This window comes from Pelagibius sp. Alg239-R121 (genome assembly GCF_947331435.1).
Lineage (GTDB): Bacteria > Pseudomonadota > Alphaproteobacteria > Kiloniellales > Kiloniellaceae > Denitrobaculum.
On record NZ_CAMZOF010000021.1, the window covers coordinates 1 to 16,042 of the forward strand.

13 protein-coding genes and 3 pseudogenes are annotated in these 16,042 nt (G+C 53.1%); 8 read left to right on the plus strand and 8 right to left on the minus strand.

Annotated features, from left to right (window positions below):
• Positions 1 to 114: pseudogene (locus QMZ18_RS35905) on the plus strand (IS481 family transposase); the annotation flags it as partial.
• A gap of 460 nt (positions 115 to 574) precedes the next feature.
• Here the strand turns inward: QMZ18_RS35905 and QMZ18_RS35910 are convergent.
• The 4 genes and pseudogenes from QMZ18_RS35910 to QMZ18_RS35925 all read right to left on the minus strand — a co-directional run.
• The gene (locus tag QMZ18_RS35910; RefSeq protein WP_282611265.1) at positions 575 to 1,606 is read right to left on the minus strand and encodes an IS110 family transposase; all 1,032 of its coding nucleotides are present in this window, start codon (positions 1,604 to 1,606) and stop codon (positions 575 to 577) included.
• 318 nt (positions 1,607 to 1,924) lie between these two features.
• Positions 1,925 to 2,947, minus strand: coding sequence for an IS110 family transposase (locus QMZ18_RS35915; RefSeq protein ID WP_282611266.1), 1,023 nt, complete (start codon positions 2,945 to 2,947; stop codon positions 1,925 to 1,927).
• Between the two features lie 473 nt (positions 2,948 to 3,420).
• Positions 3,421 to 3,954 (minus strand): GNAT family N-acetyltransferase, encoded by a 534-nt coding sequence (locus QMZ18_RS35920; protein ID WP_282611267.1) that lies wholly within the window; start codon positions 3,952 to 3,954, stop codon positions 3,421 to 3,423.
• Positions 3,955 to 4,109: 155 nt separating this feature from the next.
• Positions 4,110 to 4,356, minus strand: a pseudogene (locus QMZ18_RS35925) (Tn3 family transposase); the annotation flags it as partial.
• Between QMZ18_RS35925 and QMZ18_RS35930 the strand changes: the two are divergent.
• Positions 4,354 to 4,776, plus strand: a complete 423-nt coding sequence (locus tag QMZ18_RS35930) for a GNAT family N-acetyltransferase (protein ID WP_282611284.1) — start codon at positions 4,354 to 4,356, stop codon at positions 4,774 to 4,776. The pseudogene QMZ18_RS35925 and the gene QMZ18_RS35930 sit on opposite strands and share 3 nt — an antisense overlap.
• 291 nt (positions 4,777 to 5,067) lie before the next feature.
• Here the strand turns inward: QMZ18_RS35930 and QMZ18_RS35935 are convergent, their stop codons facing one another.
• Positions 5,068 to 6,279 carry an IS256 family transposase gene (locus QMZ18_RS35935; RefSeq protein WP_282611268.1) on the minus strand — a complete coding sequence of 404 codons (1,212 nt, stop codon included), beginning with the start codon at positions 6,277 to 6,279 and terminating at the stop codon, positions 5,068 to 5,070.
• Positions 6,280 to 7,509: 1,230 nt separating this feature from the next.
• Here QMZ18_RS35935 and QMZ18_RS35940 point away from each other — a divergent pair.
• The 4 genes from QMZ18_RS35940 to QMZ18_RS35955 all read left to right on the plus strand — a co-directional run bounded on the left by QMZ18_RS35940 (position 7,510) and on the right by QMZ18_RS35955 (position 10,745).
• Positions 7,510 to 7,902: a type II toxin-antitoxin system PemK/MazF family toxin gene (locus tag QMZ18_RS35940; RefSeq protein WP_282611269.1), complete on the plus strand. Its 393-nt coding sequence runs from the start codon at positions 7,510 to 7,512 to the stop codon at positions 7,900 to 7,902.
• A 1,175-nt stretch (positions 7,903 to 9,077) separates the two neighbouring features.
• Positions 9,078 to 9,752: a DUF3560 domain-containing protein gene (locus QMZ18_RS35945; protein WP_282611270.1), complete on the plus strand. Its 675-nt coding sequence runs from the start codon at positions 9,078 to 9,080 to the stop codon at positions 9,750 to 9,752.
• Positions 9,753 to 10,161: 409 nt separating this feature from the next.
• Positions 10,162 to 10,455: a type II toxin-antitoxin system RelE/ParE family toxin gene (locus tag QMZ18_RS35950; protein WP_282611271.1), complete on the plus strand. Its 294-nt coding sequence runs from the start codon at positions 10,162 to 10,164 to the stop codon at positions 10,453 to 10,455.
• 5 nt (positions 10,456 to 10,460) lie between these two features.
• Positions 10,461 to 10,745, plus strand: a complete 285-nt coding sequence (locus QMZ18_RS35955; RefSeq protein WP_282611272.1) for an addiction module antidote protein — start codon at positions 10,461 to 10,463, stop codon at positions 10,743 to 10,745.
• Positions 10,746 to 11,085: 340 nt separating this feature from the next.
• On the opposite strand, the gene QMZ18_RS35960 is transcribed toward QMZ18_RS35955, so the two are convergent.
• Both QMZ18_RS35960 and QMZ18_RS35965 read right to left on the minus strand, forming a co-directional pair.
• A complete protein-coding gene (locus QMZ18_RS35960; protein ID WP_282611285.1) occupies positions 11,086 to 11,769 on the minus strand; it encodes an IS6 family transposase in 684 nt (227 codons plus the stop codon).
• A gap of 83 nt (positions 11,770 to 11,852) precedes the next feature.
• A pseudogene (locus QMZ18_RS35965) lies at positions 11,853 to 12,215 on the minus strand (transposase); the annotation flags it as partial.
• A gap of 65 nt (positions 12,216 to 12,280) precedes the next feature.
• On the opposite strand from QMZ18_RS35965, the gene QMZ18_RS35970 reads away from it, so the two are divergent.
• Positions 12,281 to 13,410, plus strand: a protein-coding gene (locus QMZ18_RS35970; protein ID WP_282611273.1) for an IS3 family transposase whose coding sequence is annotated in 2 segments (ribosomal slippage) — positions 12,281 to 12,524 and positions 12,524 to 13,410 — 1,131 coding nt in all. Because the reading frame shifts where the segments join, the coding sequence is not laid out codon by codon here.
• On the opposite strand, the gene QMZ18_RS35975 is transcribed toward QMZ18_RS35970, so the two are convergent.
• Positions 13,360 to 14,610 (minus strand): DEAD/DEAH box helicase, encoded by a 1,251-nt coding sequence (locus QMZ18_RS35975; RefSeq protein WP_282611274.1) that lies wholly within the window; start codon positions 14,608 to 14,610, stop codon positions 13,360 to 13,362. The genes QMZ18_RS35970 and QMZ18_RS35975 overlap by 51 nt on opposite strands.
• A 568-nt stretch (positions 14,611 to 15,178) precedes the next feature.
• On the opposite strand from QMZ18_RS35975, the gene QMZ18_RS35980 reads away from it, so the two are divergent.
• Positions 15,179 to 15,733: a recombinase family protein gene (locus tag QMZ18_RS35980; protein ID WP_282611275.1), complete on the plus strand. Its 555-nt coding sequence runs from the start codon at positions 15,179 to 15,181 to the stop codon at positions 15,731 to 15,733.
• The last annotated feature ends 309 nt before the right edge of the window (positions 15,734 to 16,042 follow it).

The window sequence follows — 16,042 nt, forward strand, 5'->3', positions numbered from 1 at the left end:
TACTACAACAATGAACGCACTCATCAGGGTAAAATCTGCGAAGGTCGAACGCCAATGCAGACCCTGGTGGAAGGCAAGACTATCTGGAAGGAAAAACTTGTAGACCAAACCTGAACTGACAGACGCCACGTCAAAACCGGTAACCCTCGCTCCTCCAACAGAGCTGTGTCAGATCAGGTCAGAACTAATTCAGCTGATGATGAACAGCAGGCCGCTTTCGAAGCGCTTGAAGCGAAGTAACAACGCGAGATTTGGAGCGATCATCAAAAGCAGCACTCGGGGTCGTGTGTGGATGTATATGGACCCCACCTGATTGCAACGGTCTGTTTGGGTTTGGATCGGAGGTCGCGATTGCTGATGTATATCCGGCTTCTTTGGGCGGCCTGATATATCAACGCCGCGAGCCCCGATGGATTTCCGCTTGCTTCTCCCTCATCGCCCCTAAGGCATCGATGTTGACCTTGCCGATCCACACATCAGGTTCGAGAAGCAACGGGCGTGACCCTTTTCCATCCCTGGCAGATGTTGCAATATTCTTGATAAATCTCCTCCGTTTAGCAGCCTTAATCGATTATCATCCGTATGCGACGGTGTGATCTGAGCGGTATTCTTGCTCTCGAGACAGAAGCGACCAAACGATCCGCGCGTTCTTGTTGGCCAAGGCGACGGCGACTACATTCGGGTGCCGTCGTTTTCGCATGCGGTTGATCCACTGGCTGCGTAGATCCGTCTTTCCAGCGGCACGCCCCAGCACCGCGCGTGCTCCATGTATCAGCATGGTCCGCAGATACCTGTCGCTTCTCTTGCTGATACCGAACAAACGCGCTTTTCCGCCGCTGGAGTGTTGCTTTGGGACCAACCCCAGCCAAGCAGCGAACTGTCGGCCATTTTTGAAGCAAGATTGATTCCCGACTGCGGCGACCAGCGCGGTTGCCGTTATCGGACCAATCCCTTCGATCTGACCGATGCGCTGGCACATCTCATTGGAACGAAAGAGATCCCTGATCCGACGATTATAGCCAGCCAGACGTGTGTCGAGCTCGGCCAATTCTTCGCGCATGTCGCGCAACATCTCGATAAAGAGCTCCCCCAAGTCTCCCGACTGACCATCCGTGATTTCATTAAGAGTGCGCCGGATTCGGGTGATATCTCGCGCCGCCACGATACCATGTTCCCCGAGAAGACCGCGGACCTGGTTCACAAGCCGCGTGCGGTTTGCAACCACCCGCTGACGGATCCGGTGAACAGCCTGTATTTCCAACTGCTCGGGTGATTTTGGCGACACGAACCGCATCGATGGTCTGCCTACTGCCTCACAAATTGCTTCGGCGTCATTGCGATCATTCTTGTTGGATTTCACATACGGTTTCACGAACTGCGGCGAGATCAGACGCACCTCGTGCCCCAAATCCGTCAATACCCGTGCCCAGTAATGTGATCCGCAGCAGGCTTCCATTCCGACAATACATGACTCAAGCTCAGCAAAGAATTGCGCAACGGAATCTCGCCTGAGGGTTTTGCGAAGCACAACCCGATCATCATCATCGACAGCGTGAACTTCAAAGACGTATTTGGCCAGATCAAGGCCGATCCTATTGATTTGCATGGCATGAGCCCTCCTGTTTTCATTTCCAATGATACGCCGCCCGAGGGCGGCGGGGTCCATACCATTGCCCCCGTTTTTGCAAGGAACTTGTGATCTGTTTGAAGGCGATTGATTGCGGTCGTGTGTCAGGCCTCGTGTTGCGGCTTTTCACGCGCCGCGGGCCAAGATGGTCAGTTCGCTGATCGGTTCCAATTCGATTCCGAGGGCTCTTTAAGCGCCCGACCCCTATCTGGCTCTCCGATCAGGACTTGTTCAATCGACGTCCATTCTTCTCAGTGCACTCCTTGCGCTCTGGCGCCTGGGTCGGCGCTCAGAATTCTATGCCACTATTTTTCTCGGTTGATACTTTTCTTCCTTGGTGATCATCGCCCAAATCTGACGCGCCATTTTGTTGGCCAGAGCAATCGCGGCAATCATTTTGGGTTTGCGATCCAGCTTGTCTTGAAGCCAGGGCTCTGCGCGACTGTTTTGTCTTGCATACCCGGCGATCCGGCTCATGGCACCCGTGATCAACACCCGGCGAATATCACGTTGCCCCATCTTACTCGTCTGGCCAAGGCGGGTTTTTCCGCCCGACGAATGCTGCTTAGGTACAAGGCCAAGCCAAGCGGCGAAGTCTCTCCCTTTCTCAAAATGCGCCATGTCAGGCGCAAAAGCTTCGATCACTATCGCTGCAATTGGCCCAATCCCAGGCATAGAACGTAAGCGCTTAGCGGTATCACTTTCACAACAGTGATCTTTGATCTTCGCCGTCAGCGCCTCAATATCGCAGCTCAGGCGGTCGATGCGATCAAAATGCAGATTGGCCATCTCGGTGACAAGCACAGGGATATCCTCAGCATCAGCAAGGATCGATCTGAGTTTGGAGACATTTTTGATCCCCACCGGCGCTATGATGCCGAATTCCGCCAAATGGCCGCGCAACGCGTTCACGGTGGCTGTACGTTGTTCCAGTAGCTGATCCCGCGTGCGCATCATCATCGTCGAAGCTTGTTGGTCCGCTGACTTGGGAACAACGTAGGACATGCTGGGACGCAATGCAGCTTCCGTGATGGCCTCAGCATCGGCGGCATCGTTTTTGTTCCGCTTGACGAAAGGCTTGACGTAAAGCGGTGGGATCAAGCGTATCTCGTGCCCCATGCCTTGCAGCTCTCGCGCCCAATAATGCGATGTCGAGCACGCCTCCATCGCAACAAGGCATCGGGGATGTTTCTCACAGAAGGTTCGAAATTGCGCCCGTGACAGCTTCTTGCGGAACAGCACTTGGCCATTCCGCTGGGCCCCGTGCAACTGGAAGACGTTTTTTGCCAGGTCAACGCCGATGATGATATCTTCACTCATGGATGCTCTCTCTTACTTTGGTGGTTGATACAAATCCACCATGGCACATTGCGATGCCGTTTCAGGAGAGGGCATCCACACCATCAATTACGGCTCAGTGCTAAATTGTACGTTAAGAAAATAAGCTCTTGAAAAATATGAATATTATTTACCGAGCATTTCGGCGAAAATAGGAATTCGGCAGATTGTAAGTCGCTGACTTTAAAAGATAAAAATCCTTAGAGTGCTTTTCTGCACTGAGCCGTAATCGACCCCAAGTATGCGGCTTCGGTCAGTTGGACCGTCCGGATTGGGGTCGGCTGTAGGCGCTCCGGATCATCAGAGTTCTGACCCGACCCGCTTGAGCACGACGATCGATGCGCATAATCTACCGTGTACCTTCCGTCAACATCTGCCCTTGCGGAATCAGCCAAGCAGCCGTTCGTTCAAAACGTGGCGAAAGCTGACTCAGAGCCTTTTTTGCATCGAGTAGCTTAAGGATGCGGGCAGTCAGATTGGTCAGAAGCCAAACGACCATAAAGCCATAGATCACGTCTTTCATTTCTGTGTTCGAGACATGAGCGTTGTACGCCTTCTTTTTGAAAACCAGCCTTTTCCAGAACTCTGGCGCTTGCTGTATTACCATCGAAGACCCCAGCCTCTAGCCTGTGTAACCCCATTTGCCCGTGAGCGTGATTAACCAATGCCCTAAGCGCTTCAGAAACCAAGCCTTTCCCCCAGAATGGTTTGGCAAGTTCGTAGCCGACTGTCGCAAGGGACTTACTTTTATCTATCCTATTCAACCTGATAAAACCGACAATCTGATCTCCCTGTTGCAGCGTCCAAGCTCTCCCTTTGTCTGTGGAGTTCAAGTTCATCATCCAGTTTATGAACTCCAGAGCTTGTTCTTCGGTAGGCTGGCAAGGAATATCTGTGTGTCGCCCCATCTCAGCGTCAGACATCATCGCTCGATAGTCTCTAGCGTGAAGCAATTCCACTTGTGAGAAAGTCAATCGCTCGGTTTCCACTTGAAGTATCATCCATTTATTTTTTTAAAAGTTCTCAGTGGTGAAAGTCACATACAAAGCAAACTCCATCAAGGTCTGGAAAGTCCGCGTCTTTCCAGTTCGTCAACAGGGGGTCAGTTGCGGGAGGGGGCGAAATGACACCCTAAGGGTCCAGATCATCGTTTTGGCCATCTGTACTCGCCTGTGATCAGAATATGCGCCCATCCCAGGGGTGAAATGTGCGCCAGGAGCTCAGGCGCAGCAGGTAGCCCTTCTTTCTGTCGCTCCGTGACGGCTTGGCTCAGCTGAAGCGCATTCCAATAAATGCAGGTTCAGCCCCGCCATGCGATAGTGTTGACCTTCCATTGTTCGGTCTCGAATTTCACCATGACGTCCGATTCTCAGGGCGCTTTCCAGAGCATGGATGGAGTGCAGAAATTATCGTTCAAGGCCGCAAAAAAATGGGTAGAAAACCTGCGGCAACATCCTTGCGCATGGACTATTGAACATGAAAACCGTTTCATTGGCGAACTAAGGTTCGACGCGATCGACAATCATGATCGGCGAGCCCGCTTAGCGACCGGTATCTACAATCCAGAAAAGCTGGGGAACGGTCTTGGCAGAGAGGCGATCCGGATCGCGTTGCAATACGCTTTCACGACAATGAATTTGCATCGCATCGCCTTGCGGGTGATCGACTATAACGAGCGGGCGATCCGTTGCTATAAATCTGTTGGATTTGTTGAAGAGGGGCGCGAACGCGAAACAGCCTTTATCAAAGGTGAGTGGTGTGACGACTTGATTATGGGGTTGCTGAGTCATGAATTTCTCACACATAATTAGCGTTGCGGGTCTGCAAATCCCGCGGAAGGACTAGTACTGGCATCGAGGGTAAATCTCATGACAAATGCGCAGCTTTTTCGTTTAAGCAAAATAGATCGTTGATCGCGTGATGCAGTTTGAACAACCCATAAACACTCTAATTGAACAGATGTGTACGTCCGGAAATTACCGGGCTGTTTTATGGGCTGGTGGGTACGCGAACCAAAAGCCTCATTCATTATCGGACGTTGATCTTTGGTAGTGTCCCATTGAGTGGTGTAAAAGCTCTCCGGCGGATTTAGCATGCCGGGATTATAGAGCGGCGATTTTAGCCGGTTCGATAATTGTATCCTCGCTGATAGCGGCGACGGTTTCCAGAGTCATGTATCGACGTGTGACGGCCCATTCGTCATTCTGCTCGAGCATGAGGGCTCCAACGAGCCTGCGTATGGCGGCTTCGTTTGGAAAGATGCCGATGACATTGGTGCGGCGTTTGATCTCCTTGTTCAGTCGTTCCAGTGGATTTGTTGAGTGGATCTGCCGCCAATGGCTGGGCGGGAAAGTCTTGTAGGCCAGGACATCGTCCTCGGCGCGCATCATCAGTTCTGCGAGTTTGGGGTGGCAGGACTGAAAGGCCTCGATCAGCTTGGTCCAGTGCTTCTTCGAGGCTTCCAGACTATCCTGATCAAACGCAGTCCTCAGTGCCGCAGTGACAATCGGCCGATCCTTTCTAGCGACACAGGCAAGGGCGTTGCGCATGAAATGCACGCGGCAGCGCTGAATGGTGGCGCCGAGTACTTTGGCGGCAGCGGCCTTCAGGCCTTTGTGCTCGTCGGCGATGATCAGCTTGACGCCGCGTAAGCCCCGGTCCGCGAGTGCGCGCAGGAACTCATCCCAGAACACTTCCGCCTCGCTGGGTTGGATGGCAATGCCCAGCACTTCGCGCCGTCCGTCCATGTTAACAGCCACGGCCACTATGGCGGCCACGCTGACGATCCGTCCCGAACGCCGAACCCTGATGTAGGTGGCATCCAGCCAGAGATAAGGCCAGTCGCCTTCCAATGGGCGGTTCAGGAAAGCTTCAACGCGTCCGTCAATCTCAGCGCAGAGCCGGGAGACCTGGCTCTTGGAAATACCGCTCATGCCCATGGCTTTGACCAGATCATCTACCGATCGGGTCGAGATGCCCTGGATGTAGGCTTCCTGGATCACGGCGGTCATCACCTTCTCCGAGGCCCGGCGCGGTTCCAGGAACTCAGGGAAATACGAACCCTTCCTCAGCTTTGGGATCTGGACGTCAATAGATCCAGCCCGCGTTTCCCAGGGCCGCCTGCGATAACCATTACGATGATTGACCCGGTCATCCGAACGCTCATGCGAACCAGCACCGCAGAGCTGCTCAACATCTAGAGCCATTAGGCGATCGGCGACAAAGCTAAGCATCTGAGCAAGAAGTTGATGATCGGAGGTTTCTGAAAGAAGCGCCTTAAGAGCGGCGGTTTCTGATAGACTGTCCTTGGTCATGGTTGATCTCCTTTTTGAAGGTCAGGTCTGCAAACCAAACCCTACCGGAGAACTTCCGTGACCACCCAACGCTCAGGATCACAGCAATTTACACCACGCCCAGGGACGCTACCTGATCTTTACGCTATCGCACCCAAGGACCTATCTAACCACTGGCTGATGGAAAGAGTTGGAGGGCGGCGTGTTGAGGTAACGGTATACAGTTTGGAAACATGGCAAAAAATCCTCTCCAAACCGTATCGGATGCCAAAGCACCATTACACATTCGCCAACGGACGCGTGCTATTCGATCCAGAGCAACTTTATGAGGACCTGGCAGAGATCGCGCGATCGGTTCTTGCATCTTGGCCTCCCGTACCCGAAGACGAGCGAGCATCGCTTCGATGCGGTCTCACAATTCAACATGATAAAACCTTGGGTTATCGGGAAAAGCGCCTCCCGATGCACGCTCGTTATCATGCAATCGGTTTGATACACCTTGTTCTCGATCTTCTCGTTCGCCAATGGGACGGTTACGCTGTTGATGGCGGAAAGAATCTGACTCGAGTGCTGACCTCAACCGAGTGTCCTGAGGATGTGAGGACACTGATACAGCGGCTGCTGTCTCCCTGTGAGACTAACGAAATGGTCGATTTAGCAGCAAAGCTTTGCGAGCGGACGTTCGAAATGACTGGTGGGCCTGTAAATCTCCACAATGGGGGCATACCCAGATAAGAAAACGAGGCCCAACTTATTCAAACGTGGAGCCGGGAAATCCGTAGGGTGTCATTTCGCCCCCTCCCGCAACCGACCCCAAATAGGTCTGTCCCAACGAATATCGTTCAAAGTTGGCATTTATCTCTCCGGACCGGTAGACGAAGCGCAACGTCAAAAAACGGTCTCCTACAAAAAAACAGGGCCGGTGTGATTCCCGGCCCTGCTTAGGTTGATTTTGCGAAGTTGAACCTGGGATTGGCTCATTTCTTTTTTGTGGCTTGGGGAAGCTCACGCTACAATTCTAGATAATCACAACCTGCTATCAACAAAAATTGAAGGTTGCGTTACTCTTAACGGAAAAGTTGTCAGGCCGGGCCTGTGGCTTGCTGCCTTTGGGTACAAGCCATCGCTCGCATACTGTGCCGGTTGTTGCGCAACCAAGAAAAAATTTTCACCTTCTGCATCAAGCTGCTTCGGTCCAGTTGAGCCTGCTAAGCAGCTTGTTATTTTTTGGTTTTTTGATAAACAGGGTTTATGAGTAACTCAGATAATCCACCTCCCCAAGTAGAACCAAAACTAAAAGCTGCCCCGAAAATTCGTCAATTATATTGGTGCAAATTCCCAGAAGATGCCCAGTTGCCGGAATTTTGGAAGCTGCGCCCCGTTATCATTATCTCAAAGGCGTCCAGGCTTTATGGTGCGGTGACGGTGATTCCATGCTCTACACAAGCGCAAAAGGGCAATAAATGGGCGTTTCCGCTGCGCACGACCATTGATGGTCGTGCGGCGTGGGCGATCTGTGATAAGCTATCCACGTATGCTGTGAGCCGCTTAGTTCCGGCAAAGACAGGGATTAACCGACTTCCGGTTGATGAATTTAATGAGCTTTTACAGGTGGTGTTAGACTGCCTTCCTGAAGTGCAGTGATAATATGTTAACCAATTGATAATATACACATACTTTAGTTTGTTCGGGCGCGTATAATTGTAAAAAGCTTTTGACAATTATCCACTATTGCACCATATTAAACTTACAAACGGCCCCGAAAGGGTGACCGCTTCCCGAAAGGGAACTACTAGCCAAGGGCACCGTCAGGTGCCCTTTGGTTTTTCTGCACACGCTCACAAGCCGAAAACCTCCAGAATTTCAATAGCTTCAAAAAAGCGCGGCTGAGATCCCGACAAGGGTTTTTCGCTTCTGGCTTGCCTCTGGACAGAGGCACACGTGCCGACCATCTGGCCCCCTTCGCTTTTTCGATGTCTGAGAGCTTCAGGAACGCCCAACTGGCCCGAAGTGGGCCTGTTTAGCTTGATGAGAGACGGTCTCTTACAAAAAAAAAACAGGGCCGGTGCGAGGTCCGGCCCTGCTTAGTTTTCAAAAACAACAGCGAGTCAAAGAGAGACTCATTTCTCGGTGTCTTAGGGATCACCGAGCACAATTTTAGATAATCATGAAGCGCTAACAAGAAAAATTATGGGTTGCGTTGCACTTAACGGCTGAGTTGTCCGGCTGCGGCGGGCAAAAAAGCCGGGCCGCAGGGAACCCAGTGCAGATGCGTGGGTCCCGTCCGGGATCCACGGTTGGGCTAAAAGCGTTGTTAGGATCCTAAACACCTTTTCTGAAAACGGTAGTTTTGTGCGGGGTTTCACGCTCACAACTGCCGCTCTCGTCGAGCTATGCGCAGAAGACACGGTCAACTCCCCGCCAGATCGACGAGAGAGATATGCCGCGCGCCGAACAGAGATGGATCAGCTCGCCCCGCAAGGGGGCCGAGCTTTATTCCGCTAGGCTCGTTCCTCACCAAGCTCCACCGAGCCTAAAGTCTCGGCCCATTCGGGTGACTATCCCTCTCGGAACGGCCTGCGGCCTTCAAATGGAGCCCGGCGCGATCGCGCCGGCCACGGTGTTTTTAGGAAATCCCCGGTAGTCCGGGTGGCGACGGTTCCGCTTAGCCGTGTTCAGTCACCTGTTCAACCGGCAGAGGCCGGTCCTCCACTGCGTTCCGGCCGCACGCGGTGACCAGGCGCTTGCCCTCGGCACACGTCCCCTTTTCGTCGACCCCCTCCCTTCCGGGGGTTTCGTTGATGAAAGGAAAGAGAGCCATGGACAAGACAGCACAGACTGATTGCGGCCTAGCCAGTGCGAACGGCGAAACCGAAGCACCAAACAAGTACGAAGCGAAGCAGGAAGCAAGGCGCGAGCGGTACGAGGGCCGGGCCGCGAAGGCGGAGGCAAACGCAAATGCCCGCTTCAATGCGGCGCACAGTCAAGTTGAAGGAATCCCCCCAGGCCAGCCAATTCTTGTCGGCCACCACTCCGAAGCCAGACACCGGCGCGACCTGGAACGTCATGACAACCACATGCGCGCGGGCATCGATAACGAGAAGAAGGCCGAGCACTACCGAGCGAAAGCGGCAAGTGTCGGAACCGGCGGAATCGGTGCCGACGACCCCGACGCAATCGAGAAGCTGAAAACCAAGCTCGCGCAGCGCGTCGAACGTCAGGAGGCTTTCAAGCGTCTCAACAAAATTTGGCGCATGCACCAGAAGAAGCCGGACGCTCCGGCTACGGCGCGCGCTCTAGCGGAACTGAGCGAACCCGAGCGCAAATTAGTGACGACCTATAAGGCTCAATACTCTTGGGAGAAAGGCCCCGCGCAGGACTACCAGCTACCGAATAATAGCGCAGAGATCCGACGCCTTAAAAAGGCGCATCGAGGACCTGGAACGGGCCGCGCAGCGTGTCGCAGCCGAACCAATCCAAGGCGACGGCCATGAGATCGTAGAGAACACCGAAGAGAACCGGATCCAGTTCATCTTTGACAGCAAGCCGGAAAAGACCGTGCGGAGCATCCTAAAACGCGCGGGTTTCCGTTGGGCACCGAGCCAAGGCGCTTGGCAGCGGCAGCTAACCAACCCCGGACGCTATGCCGCGAAGGAAGTACAGCGAGAACGTGAAGAGAGCGCCGCACAGTGACACGCCTCGCTCTCGAAACCTTAGGCGCGATCACCATCTTGGTGATCCTGCCCGCCCTCATCCTAGTCGGTGGCGTGGCCTTCGGTGTCCCGGTCTAGGAGGTGCCAGGAGCTTGCGGCCAGGAGCAAAAACATAGCTGTTCCCGGCCACTTTTCCTTGGATTTCTGCGAAAACGCTTGCAAAACAGTCCTCTGTAGATTACAGTTTATCATGATTGAAGTACAGAAGACGGACAGGTTCGAAAAATGGATAAGACGGCTTAAAGACAGACAAGCCCGTACTATCATTTTGTCGCACATCGACCGCCTACAGGACGGATTAACCGGTGATATCAAGCCGGTTGGGTCTGGGGTGAGTGAGTTACGGATACACCACGGCCCAGGCTACCGCGTGTATCTTAAGCGTCAGGGCAATGTTTTGATCGTCGTGCTTTGCGCGGGTAACAAGAAAACGCAGCAAAAGGATATCGCCCTTGCGATCAGTATTGCTGGCGAACTGGAGTAAATACCATGACCGAAAAACTCACAAAATTCGACGCCGCCGAATACCTGGAAACTGACGAAGATATCGCCCTGTTTCTTTCAGAAGCCCTCAAAACTGGCGACTCGGCTTACATCAACCGTACAATCGGCACTATTGCCCGAGCGCGCGGAATGACGGATATCGCCCGGCAATCTGGTATCAAGCGCGAGGCTCTGTACAAGGCACTCAGCGAAAACGGAAACCCTCAGTTCACAACCGTTCATGCAGTGATTAAGGCCTTAGGTTTTAATCTGACCGTATCCGCCAACTGATCCGATTCGAAGAGGCGTCGGAAGATCGGCGTTTCACCAGCGGCGCGCAACGGCGAGAAGTCCCTGCCCCAGAAGCCGTAACGAAAGAAGCCGGACCTGTGTGGAGGGCCCGGCTTCTGCGTCTTCGGCAATCAGCATCTCGGCGTTCAAATGCCAAATGCACCTATGAGGGTATATATCGTTAGCAACACTCGCAATAGGAACTTTGTGCTAAATATCTCTGTTGCGTAATTGATGACATTCGCACCGATCACCACCCCGGCTTGCGAGAATATGACTTTTCCCAGGCTCTGTCGCAAACTTCAGATGAGGTTGAAGGCACCTAATCGATCAGACACAGTTATCCAGCGAGCGTTGCAAATTGCGCGAAGCCGCTGCCATCTAAATCGAATTGTCTCTTCCGGATCGTCTGAGCAATTTCGACGCCTTCAAGCGTCGCCATAGCTGTATTGAACGATTTGAATCCGAGCATCGGGCGTGTTCGCTGTTTGATAAACCGATGGTCTTGCTCGATCATATTGTTGAGATACTTCGATCTCACGGTGTTAATCTTGGCCAGGCAGCCAAAGCGTTTTAAGATTCTGTTAACCTCCGTGATCCCTGCGCCATTTGCGCCGCTTTTGTCTATCACAATCCGCATGGGAATGTCGTTACTGGACAACGCTTTCGCGAAGAAACGCGTTGCAGTCGCCGCGTTTCGACGCTTAGACAACATGAAATCGAGGGTTTTGCCATCACGATCGACAGCTCGGTAGAGATACATCCATTGCCCGCGAACCTTGATGTAAGTTTCGTCCATGCGCCAGGAATTTGCCGTCGATTGCTTTCGTTTGTGCACCTCTACAGCAACCAAAGGCGAGAACTTAACGACTCGCCTATTTAGTGTCGCGTGATCGACGTTCATGCCCCGCTCGGTTAAGATTTCTTCCAGATCGCGATAGGAAATTGAATAGCGAACATAGAAAAACACCGCATGCAGAATGACGTCTTTCGGGAATTGGTGGCCTTTGAACGAGATTATCATCTGAGCCTGACTTGATGGAAACTGTCGCGAAACCTCGCTCATACAGTTTCACACGGTCAATGGTTCAATGCTTGCGACAGATCCGAGATGAGGTGGCGTTGGAAGTTGAAGCAGTTGTAGATGGTGGCGTGGGTGGAGAGAAAACGTTGCGTTGTTCCTGGTCGCTTGAAGCCGATCCACGATCGTTCTCGCCGGCGCACTGGCTGATGGGAATTTTCGGCACGATTGTTCAGTCGGCCACCCGTCACGTGGCGTTGTTTAAATCCAAGATCACCTAGTGCTGCGACATAGGAACGAAGCTTGTCAGTCACGAATGTGGTCGGTGGTATGCCCTGCTTTCTCAGGAGTTTTCGAATCAGCTTCTTGGCGGCGTGTTTATCGCGCCGCGGCTGAACAAGGATATCAAGAACCTCGCCTTCAGCATCAACAGCGCGCCATAAATACATCCTGGACCTGTCGCGGTTTGATGCCGCTCCTTTGATAGCATTTACTGCAGCAAAGGAGACTGACTATGGTCCTGAGACGGACAGAAGAATTCCGCCAAGATGCGGTGCGGATCGCACTGACGAGCGGGTTTACACGCAAGCAGGTGGCTTCTGATTTAGGTGTCGGTCTGTCGACGCTGAACAAATGGATCACGGCACATCGAGACACTGATGTGGTGTCGAAAGAGGATTTGAGCCTCGCGCAGGAGAATGAACGCCTTCGACGCGAGGTGCGCATTCTCAAGGAGGAGAGGGACATCCTAAAAAAGGCCACCCAGTTCTTCGCGGGCCTAAAGCAATGAGATTTAGGTTCATCGAAGAACACCTTGACAGTTTTCCGGCCAAACGCTTATGCCATGTTGTCGGTGTCAGCACGCGCGGATTGCGGGCCTTCCGCACCCGTCCGGCCAGCCGACGGCAGCGGTTTGATTTGATCACGTTGGCACATATCAGGGAACAATCCCGTCTCAGCCTGGGCAGCTATGGTCGGCCAAGAATGACCGAAGAGCTGAAGGAGATCGGTTTGGATGTGGGTCACCGCCGTGTAGGTCGTTTGATGCGTCAGAACGGCATCTCCGTTGTGAGAACCCGCATGCACAAGGTCACGACAGACAGCGATCACAAGTTCAATATCGCACCCAACCTGCTGGATCGGGACTTCACTGCGGACAAGCCAAACCAGAAATGGGCGGACGACATCAGTTATGTCTGGACGCGAGAAGGGTGGTTATATCTCACAGTGATCCTGGACCTGCATTCAAGGCGTGTGATCGGTTGGGCTGTCAGCAATCGCATGAAGCGCGACTTGGCGATCCGGGCCTTGAGAATGGCCATTGCATTCCGCGCACCACCGAAGGGATGCGTTCATCATACCGACCGCGGCAGCCAATATTGTTCTCACGACTACCAGAAAATCCTGCGCCAGCACAGCTTCAACGTATCAATGAGCGGAAAGGGCAATTGCTTTGACAATGCTGCCGTCGAGACGTTCTTCAAAACCATCAAGGCCGAGCTAATCTGGCGGCGATCATGGGCAACCAGGCGGCAGGCTGAGATGGCAATCTTCGAATACATCAACGGTTTCTACAATCCGCGACGGCGGCACTCAGCCCTCGGCTGGAAAAGCCCGGTCGCGTTCGAACGGAAAGTGGCTTGAACGAGTACTTGGGGCGGCACAGAAACGTGACAGGTCCACTTCTCGTCTGCGCATACGGATGAGAGTAAGGAGAGACTCGAGATTGGCACCGCGCGTTGGGTCTGCAAGCATCTGTGTTTCGTCAACAACTACGACGCCGACCTGCTCCAAGACGTGCGGGAACGAGAGTGCAATCGCTGTAAATTTTTCGTATGTCAGAAGAGCGATATCATATTGGCCACGCAGCAGATCGGAGATGTCATCGGTTTCCCCCGTTGCTTCAATAGTACGCACACCGAAAGATGCATAAACATTCTCTAAGTGTCGGGCCTTGTCAGCAACGAGTGCTTTTAGTGGTAAGAGAAATAAGGCTCGTTTTCTGTCAATCAGACTTCTAAGTGCAGCAAGCTCACCGATCATCGTCTTCCCTGACGATGTAGGGGCGGATACAACTAGGTGTTCACTGTTGAGAACACCGAACTCGTTTACGGCATCGATCTGCAACTGGTTCAAACTTGGTATCGCTGTTGCCAATGCCTCCAGCAGTGGTTGAGGGAGTCCAAACGCAGCAAGGCTATTTACGTCTGCTGTTGCCTTCGCATTAGAACGATCGGGAAACGCTTGAAGATATCTTGGGCCAGCTTTGAAAACCGGCCAATCCAATGCACCATTAATTGTTCCGCGTAACGTAGGATTTTGGGAGCGGCCAATTTTCTGAGCAAAATCAATCACTCGGTCGGTCACGTATTGTAGCAGCGGATATATCGGAAGCCGCCCTCCTTGCGCGATTTCCTCAGGGCCCTGCAATGCCTCAATCAGTACGTGAGTAAAAAATCCATGTCCGTACTTATGACTTTCCCAGGCCGGCTCGGTTGCGCTTGATGCCGTGAGAATTATCCGCCCTTCGCCCGAGAGTGCGCCTAGCTTTGCGTCAACTGACTTGACGCTCTTCGACACCATGTCGACCTGAAGCACCTTCGCGCCAGCACCGCCTGAGAAACAGCAATCAAGAAAGAGTACAAGGTGCTTTGCGGGGATGCGGGTAAACCATTCTGTCAGTTCATCAAGAGGAATTGCCGTGCGCGTAAGATCGTCTAGTTGTGCATCGTGTGTGACCAACTCATGCGTCTCTGATCCATGGCCAGAAAAGCTGACGACCACGGTGTCGTCTGGGTCACAGTCGCGGAGGTTTTGGAATGCCAGCTCGCGTGGCTTCCGCATCGGTCAACATTCTCATTGACCCAACCAGTGTATCCGCAAATAGCGCTTCCAGCGCTTTTGCGTCGCGGCGAGCGTAACTTAACCAACTGATGTCGGGTGAAGCGTATCTGTCGATACCTATAAACAATCCACGAAAAGCCATGCCGACAACGTAAATGATTTGCCTTCTACTAGAAACAGCTGCCGTTCGGTATCGCCGAAGCGGTCGTCCGCTGCCGCCCTTCGCTACGCTTATCATCAACGGCCGCTTTTGCTAGCGTAGGATTGCCCCGCCCGGCATCAGACCCCTTGTCCCAGTAGCCGTAACGAAAGAAGCCGGACCAAGTGCCAGGGTCCGGCTTCTGCGTCTTCGGCAATCAACATCGCGGCGTCCAAATGCAAATTGCACCTATGAGGGTATATATCGTTTATGACACACGCAACAGGAATCTTGTGCGAAATATCTCCGTTGCGTAATCGATCGTTTTCGCAAGGGTTGCAGAGAAGCGGATCTTCGGCAGAAAGCTGCGATTCGTGTTGTTGCATATGTATTGTTTCATTAGTAAAAATTATTTTTGAATTATGCAACATGAAGATCGGCTACGCGCGCGTATCGACCCATGAGCAAAATCTGGATCTTCAGCTGAAGGCGCTTCAGGACGCAGGCTGCAATGAGGTCTACAGCGAGAAGATCTCTTCCGGCCGGGTTATCCGACCAGAACTGGAAAAGGCCCTCTCCCGCCTGCGCGAAGGCGATACTCTCGTGATCTGGAAGCTGGATCGTCTCGGCTGTAGGACGGTCGAGTTGCTGGACTTCATTCAGGACATGAAACAGCGAGGAGTTGCCTTTCAATCGCTATCGGACGGCATCGATCCGAGCAGCGCGACCGGCAAGGCGATCTTCACAATCGCAGGCGCCTTCGCCGAGTTGGAACGGAATCTCATTCGCGAGCGGACCCTGCGAGGACTGGAAGCGGCCAAGGCTAAGGGCACCAAATTCGGCCGCAAGCGAAAGCTCGGTGATAAACAAATCGAGATGGCTGTAAAGCTGCTGGAGACGCCCCATGAAGACGGCAGCTTACCGACCTACGAAGAGGTCGCGGAGCCTTTGGTGTCGATAAGTCCACAATTTCACGACGGATAGCCGAATACAAAGAACGGGCTGCATAGTGGACTACTGGCGCCTTGGCGGACGCCAACATCGTTCTAAGCGCCTAGTGCGAAGACTGCCGCCACAAGAACCATATCGATCCCAATGACCTAATCAACCCAAAAGTGTTCGTGACAGATCGAAAGCATGGAACGGAACAATTACGCCCCCAAAGTCTGACGGCCCATTCGGTCAATCTGGACCTTGCAGCTAATTAGACAACGGTGCGTGCGTAACCCCAACAAGGCCACGACCCGCGCGTCGATCAGTAGGCCGGATACATATGAGCGACTTCTGAGACGA

What these genes read in the sequence shown, in the direction of transcription:
- QMZ18_RS35960 (WP_282611285.1), bottom strand. Translation starts at nt 11,769, where the DNA reads ATGATAATCTCGTTCAAAGGCCACCAATTCCCGAAAGACGTCATTCTG.
- QMZ18_RS35915 (WP_282611266.1), bottom strand. Translation starts at nt 2,947, where the DNA reads ATGAGTGAAGATATCATCATCGGCGTTGACCTGGCAAAAAACGTCTTC.
- QMZ18_RS35940 (WP_282611269.1), top strand. Translation starts at nt 7,510, where the DNA reads ATGAGTAACTCAGATAATCCACCTCCCCAAGTAGAACCAAAACTAAAA.
- QMZ18_RS35945 (WP_282611270.1), top strand. Translation starts at nt 9,078, where the DNA reads ATGGACAAGACAGCACAGACTGATTGCGGCCTAGCCAGTGCGAACGGC.
- QMZ18_RS35980 (WP_282611275.1), top strand. Translation starts at nt 15,179, where the DNA reads ATGAAGATCGGCTACGCGCGCGTATCGACCCATGAGCAAAATCTGGAT.
- QMZ18_RS35935 (WP_282611268.1), bottom strand. Translation starts at nt 6,279, where the DNA reads ATGACCAAGGACAGTCTATCAGAAACCGCCGCTCTTAAGGCGCTTCTT.
- QMZ18_RS35955 (WP_282611272.1), top strand. Translation starts at nt 10,461, where the DNA reads ATGACCGAAAAACTCACAAAATTCGACGCCGCCGAATACCTGGAAACT.
- QMZ18_RS35950 (WP_282611271.1), top strand. Translation starts at nt 10,162, where the DNA reads ATGATTGAAGTACAGAAGACGGACAGGTTCGAAAAATGGATAAGACGG.
- QMZ18_RS35930 (WP_282611284.1), top strand. Translation starts at nt 4,354, where the DNA reads ATGGATGGAGTGCAGAAATTATCGTTCAAGGCCGCAAAAAAATGGGTA.
- QMZ18_RS35975 (WP_282611274.1), bottom strand. Translation starts at nt 14,610, where the DNA reads ATGCGGAAGCCACGCGAGCTGGCATTCCAAAACCTCCGCGACTGTGAC.
- QMZ18_RS35910 (WP_282611265.1), bottom strand. Translation starts at nt 1,606, where the DNA reads ATGCAAATCAATAGGATCGGCCTTGATCTGGCCAAATACGTCTTTGAA.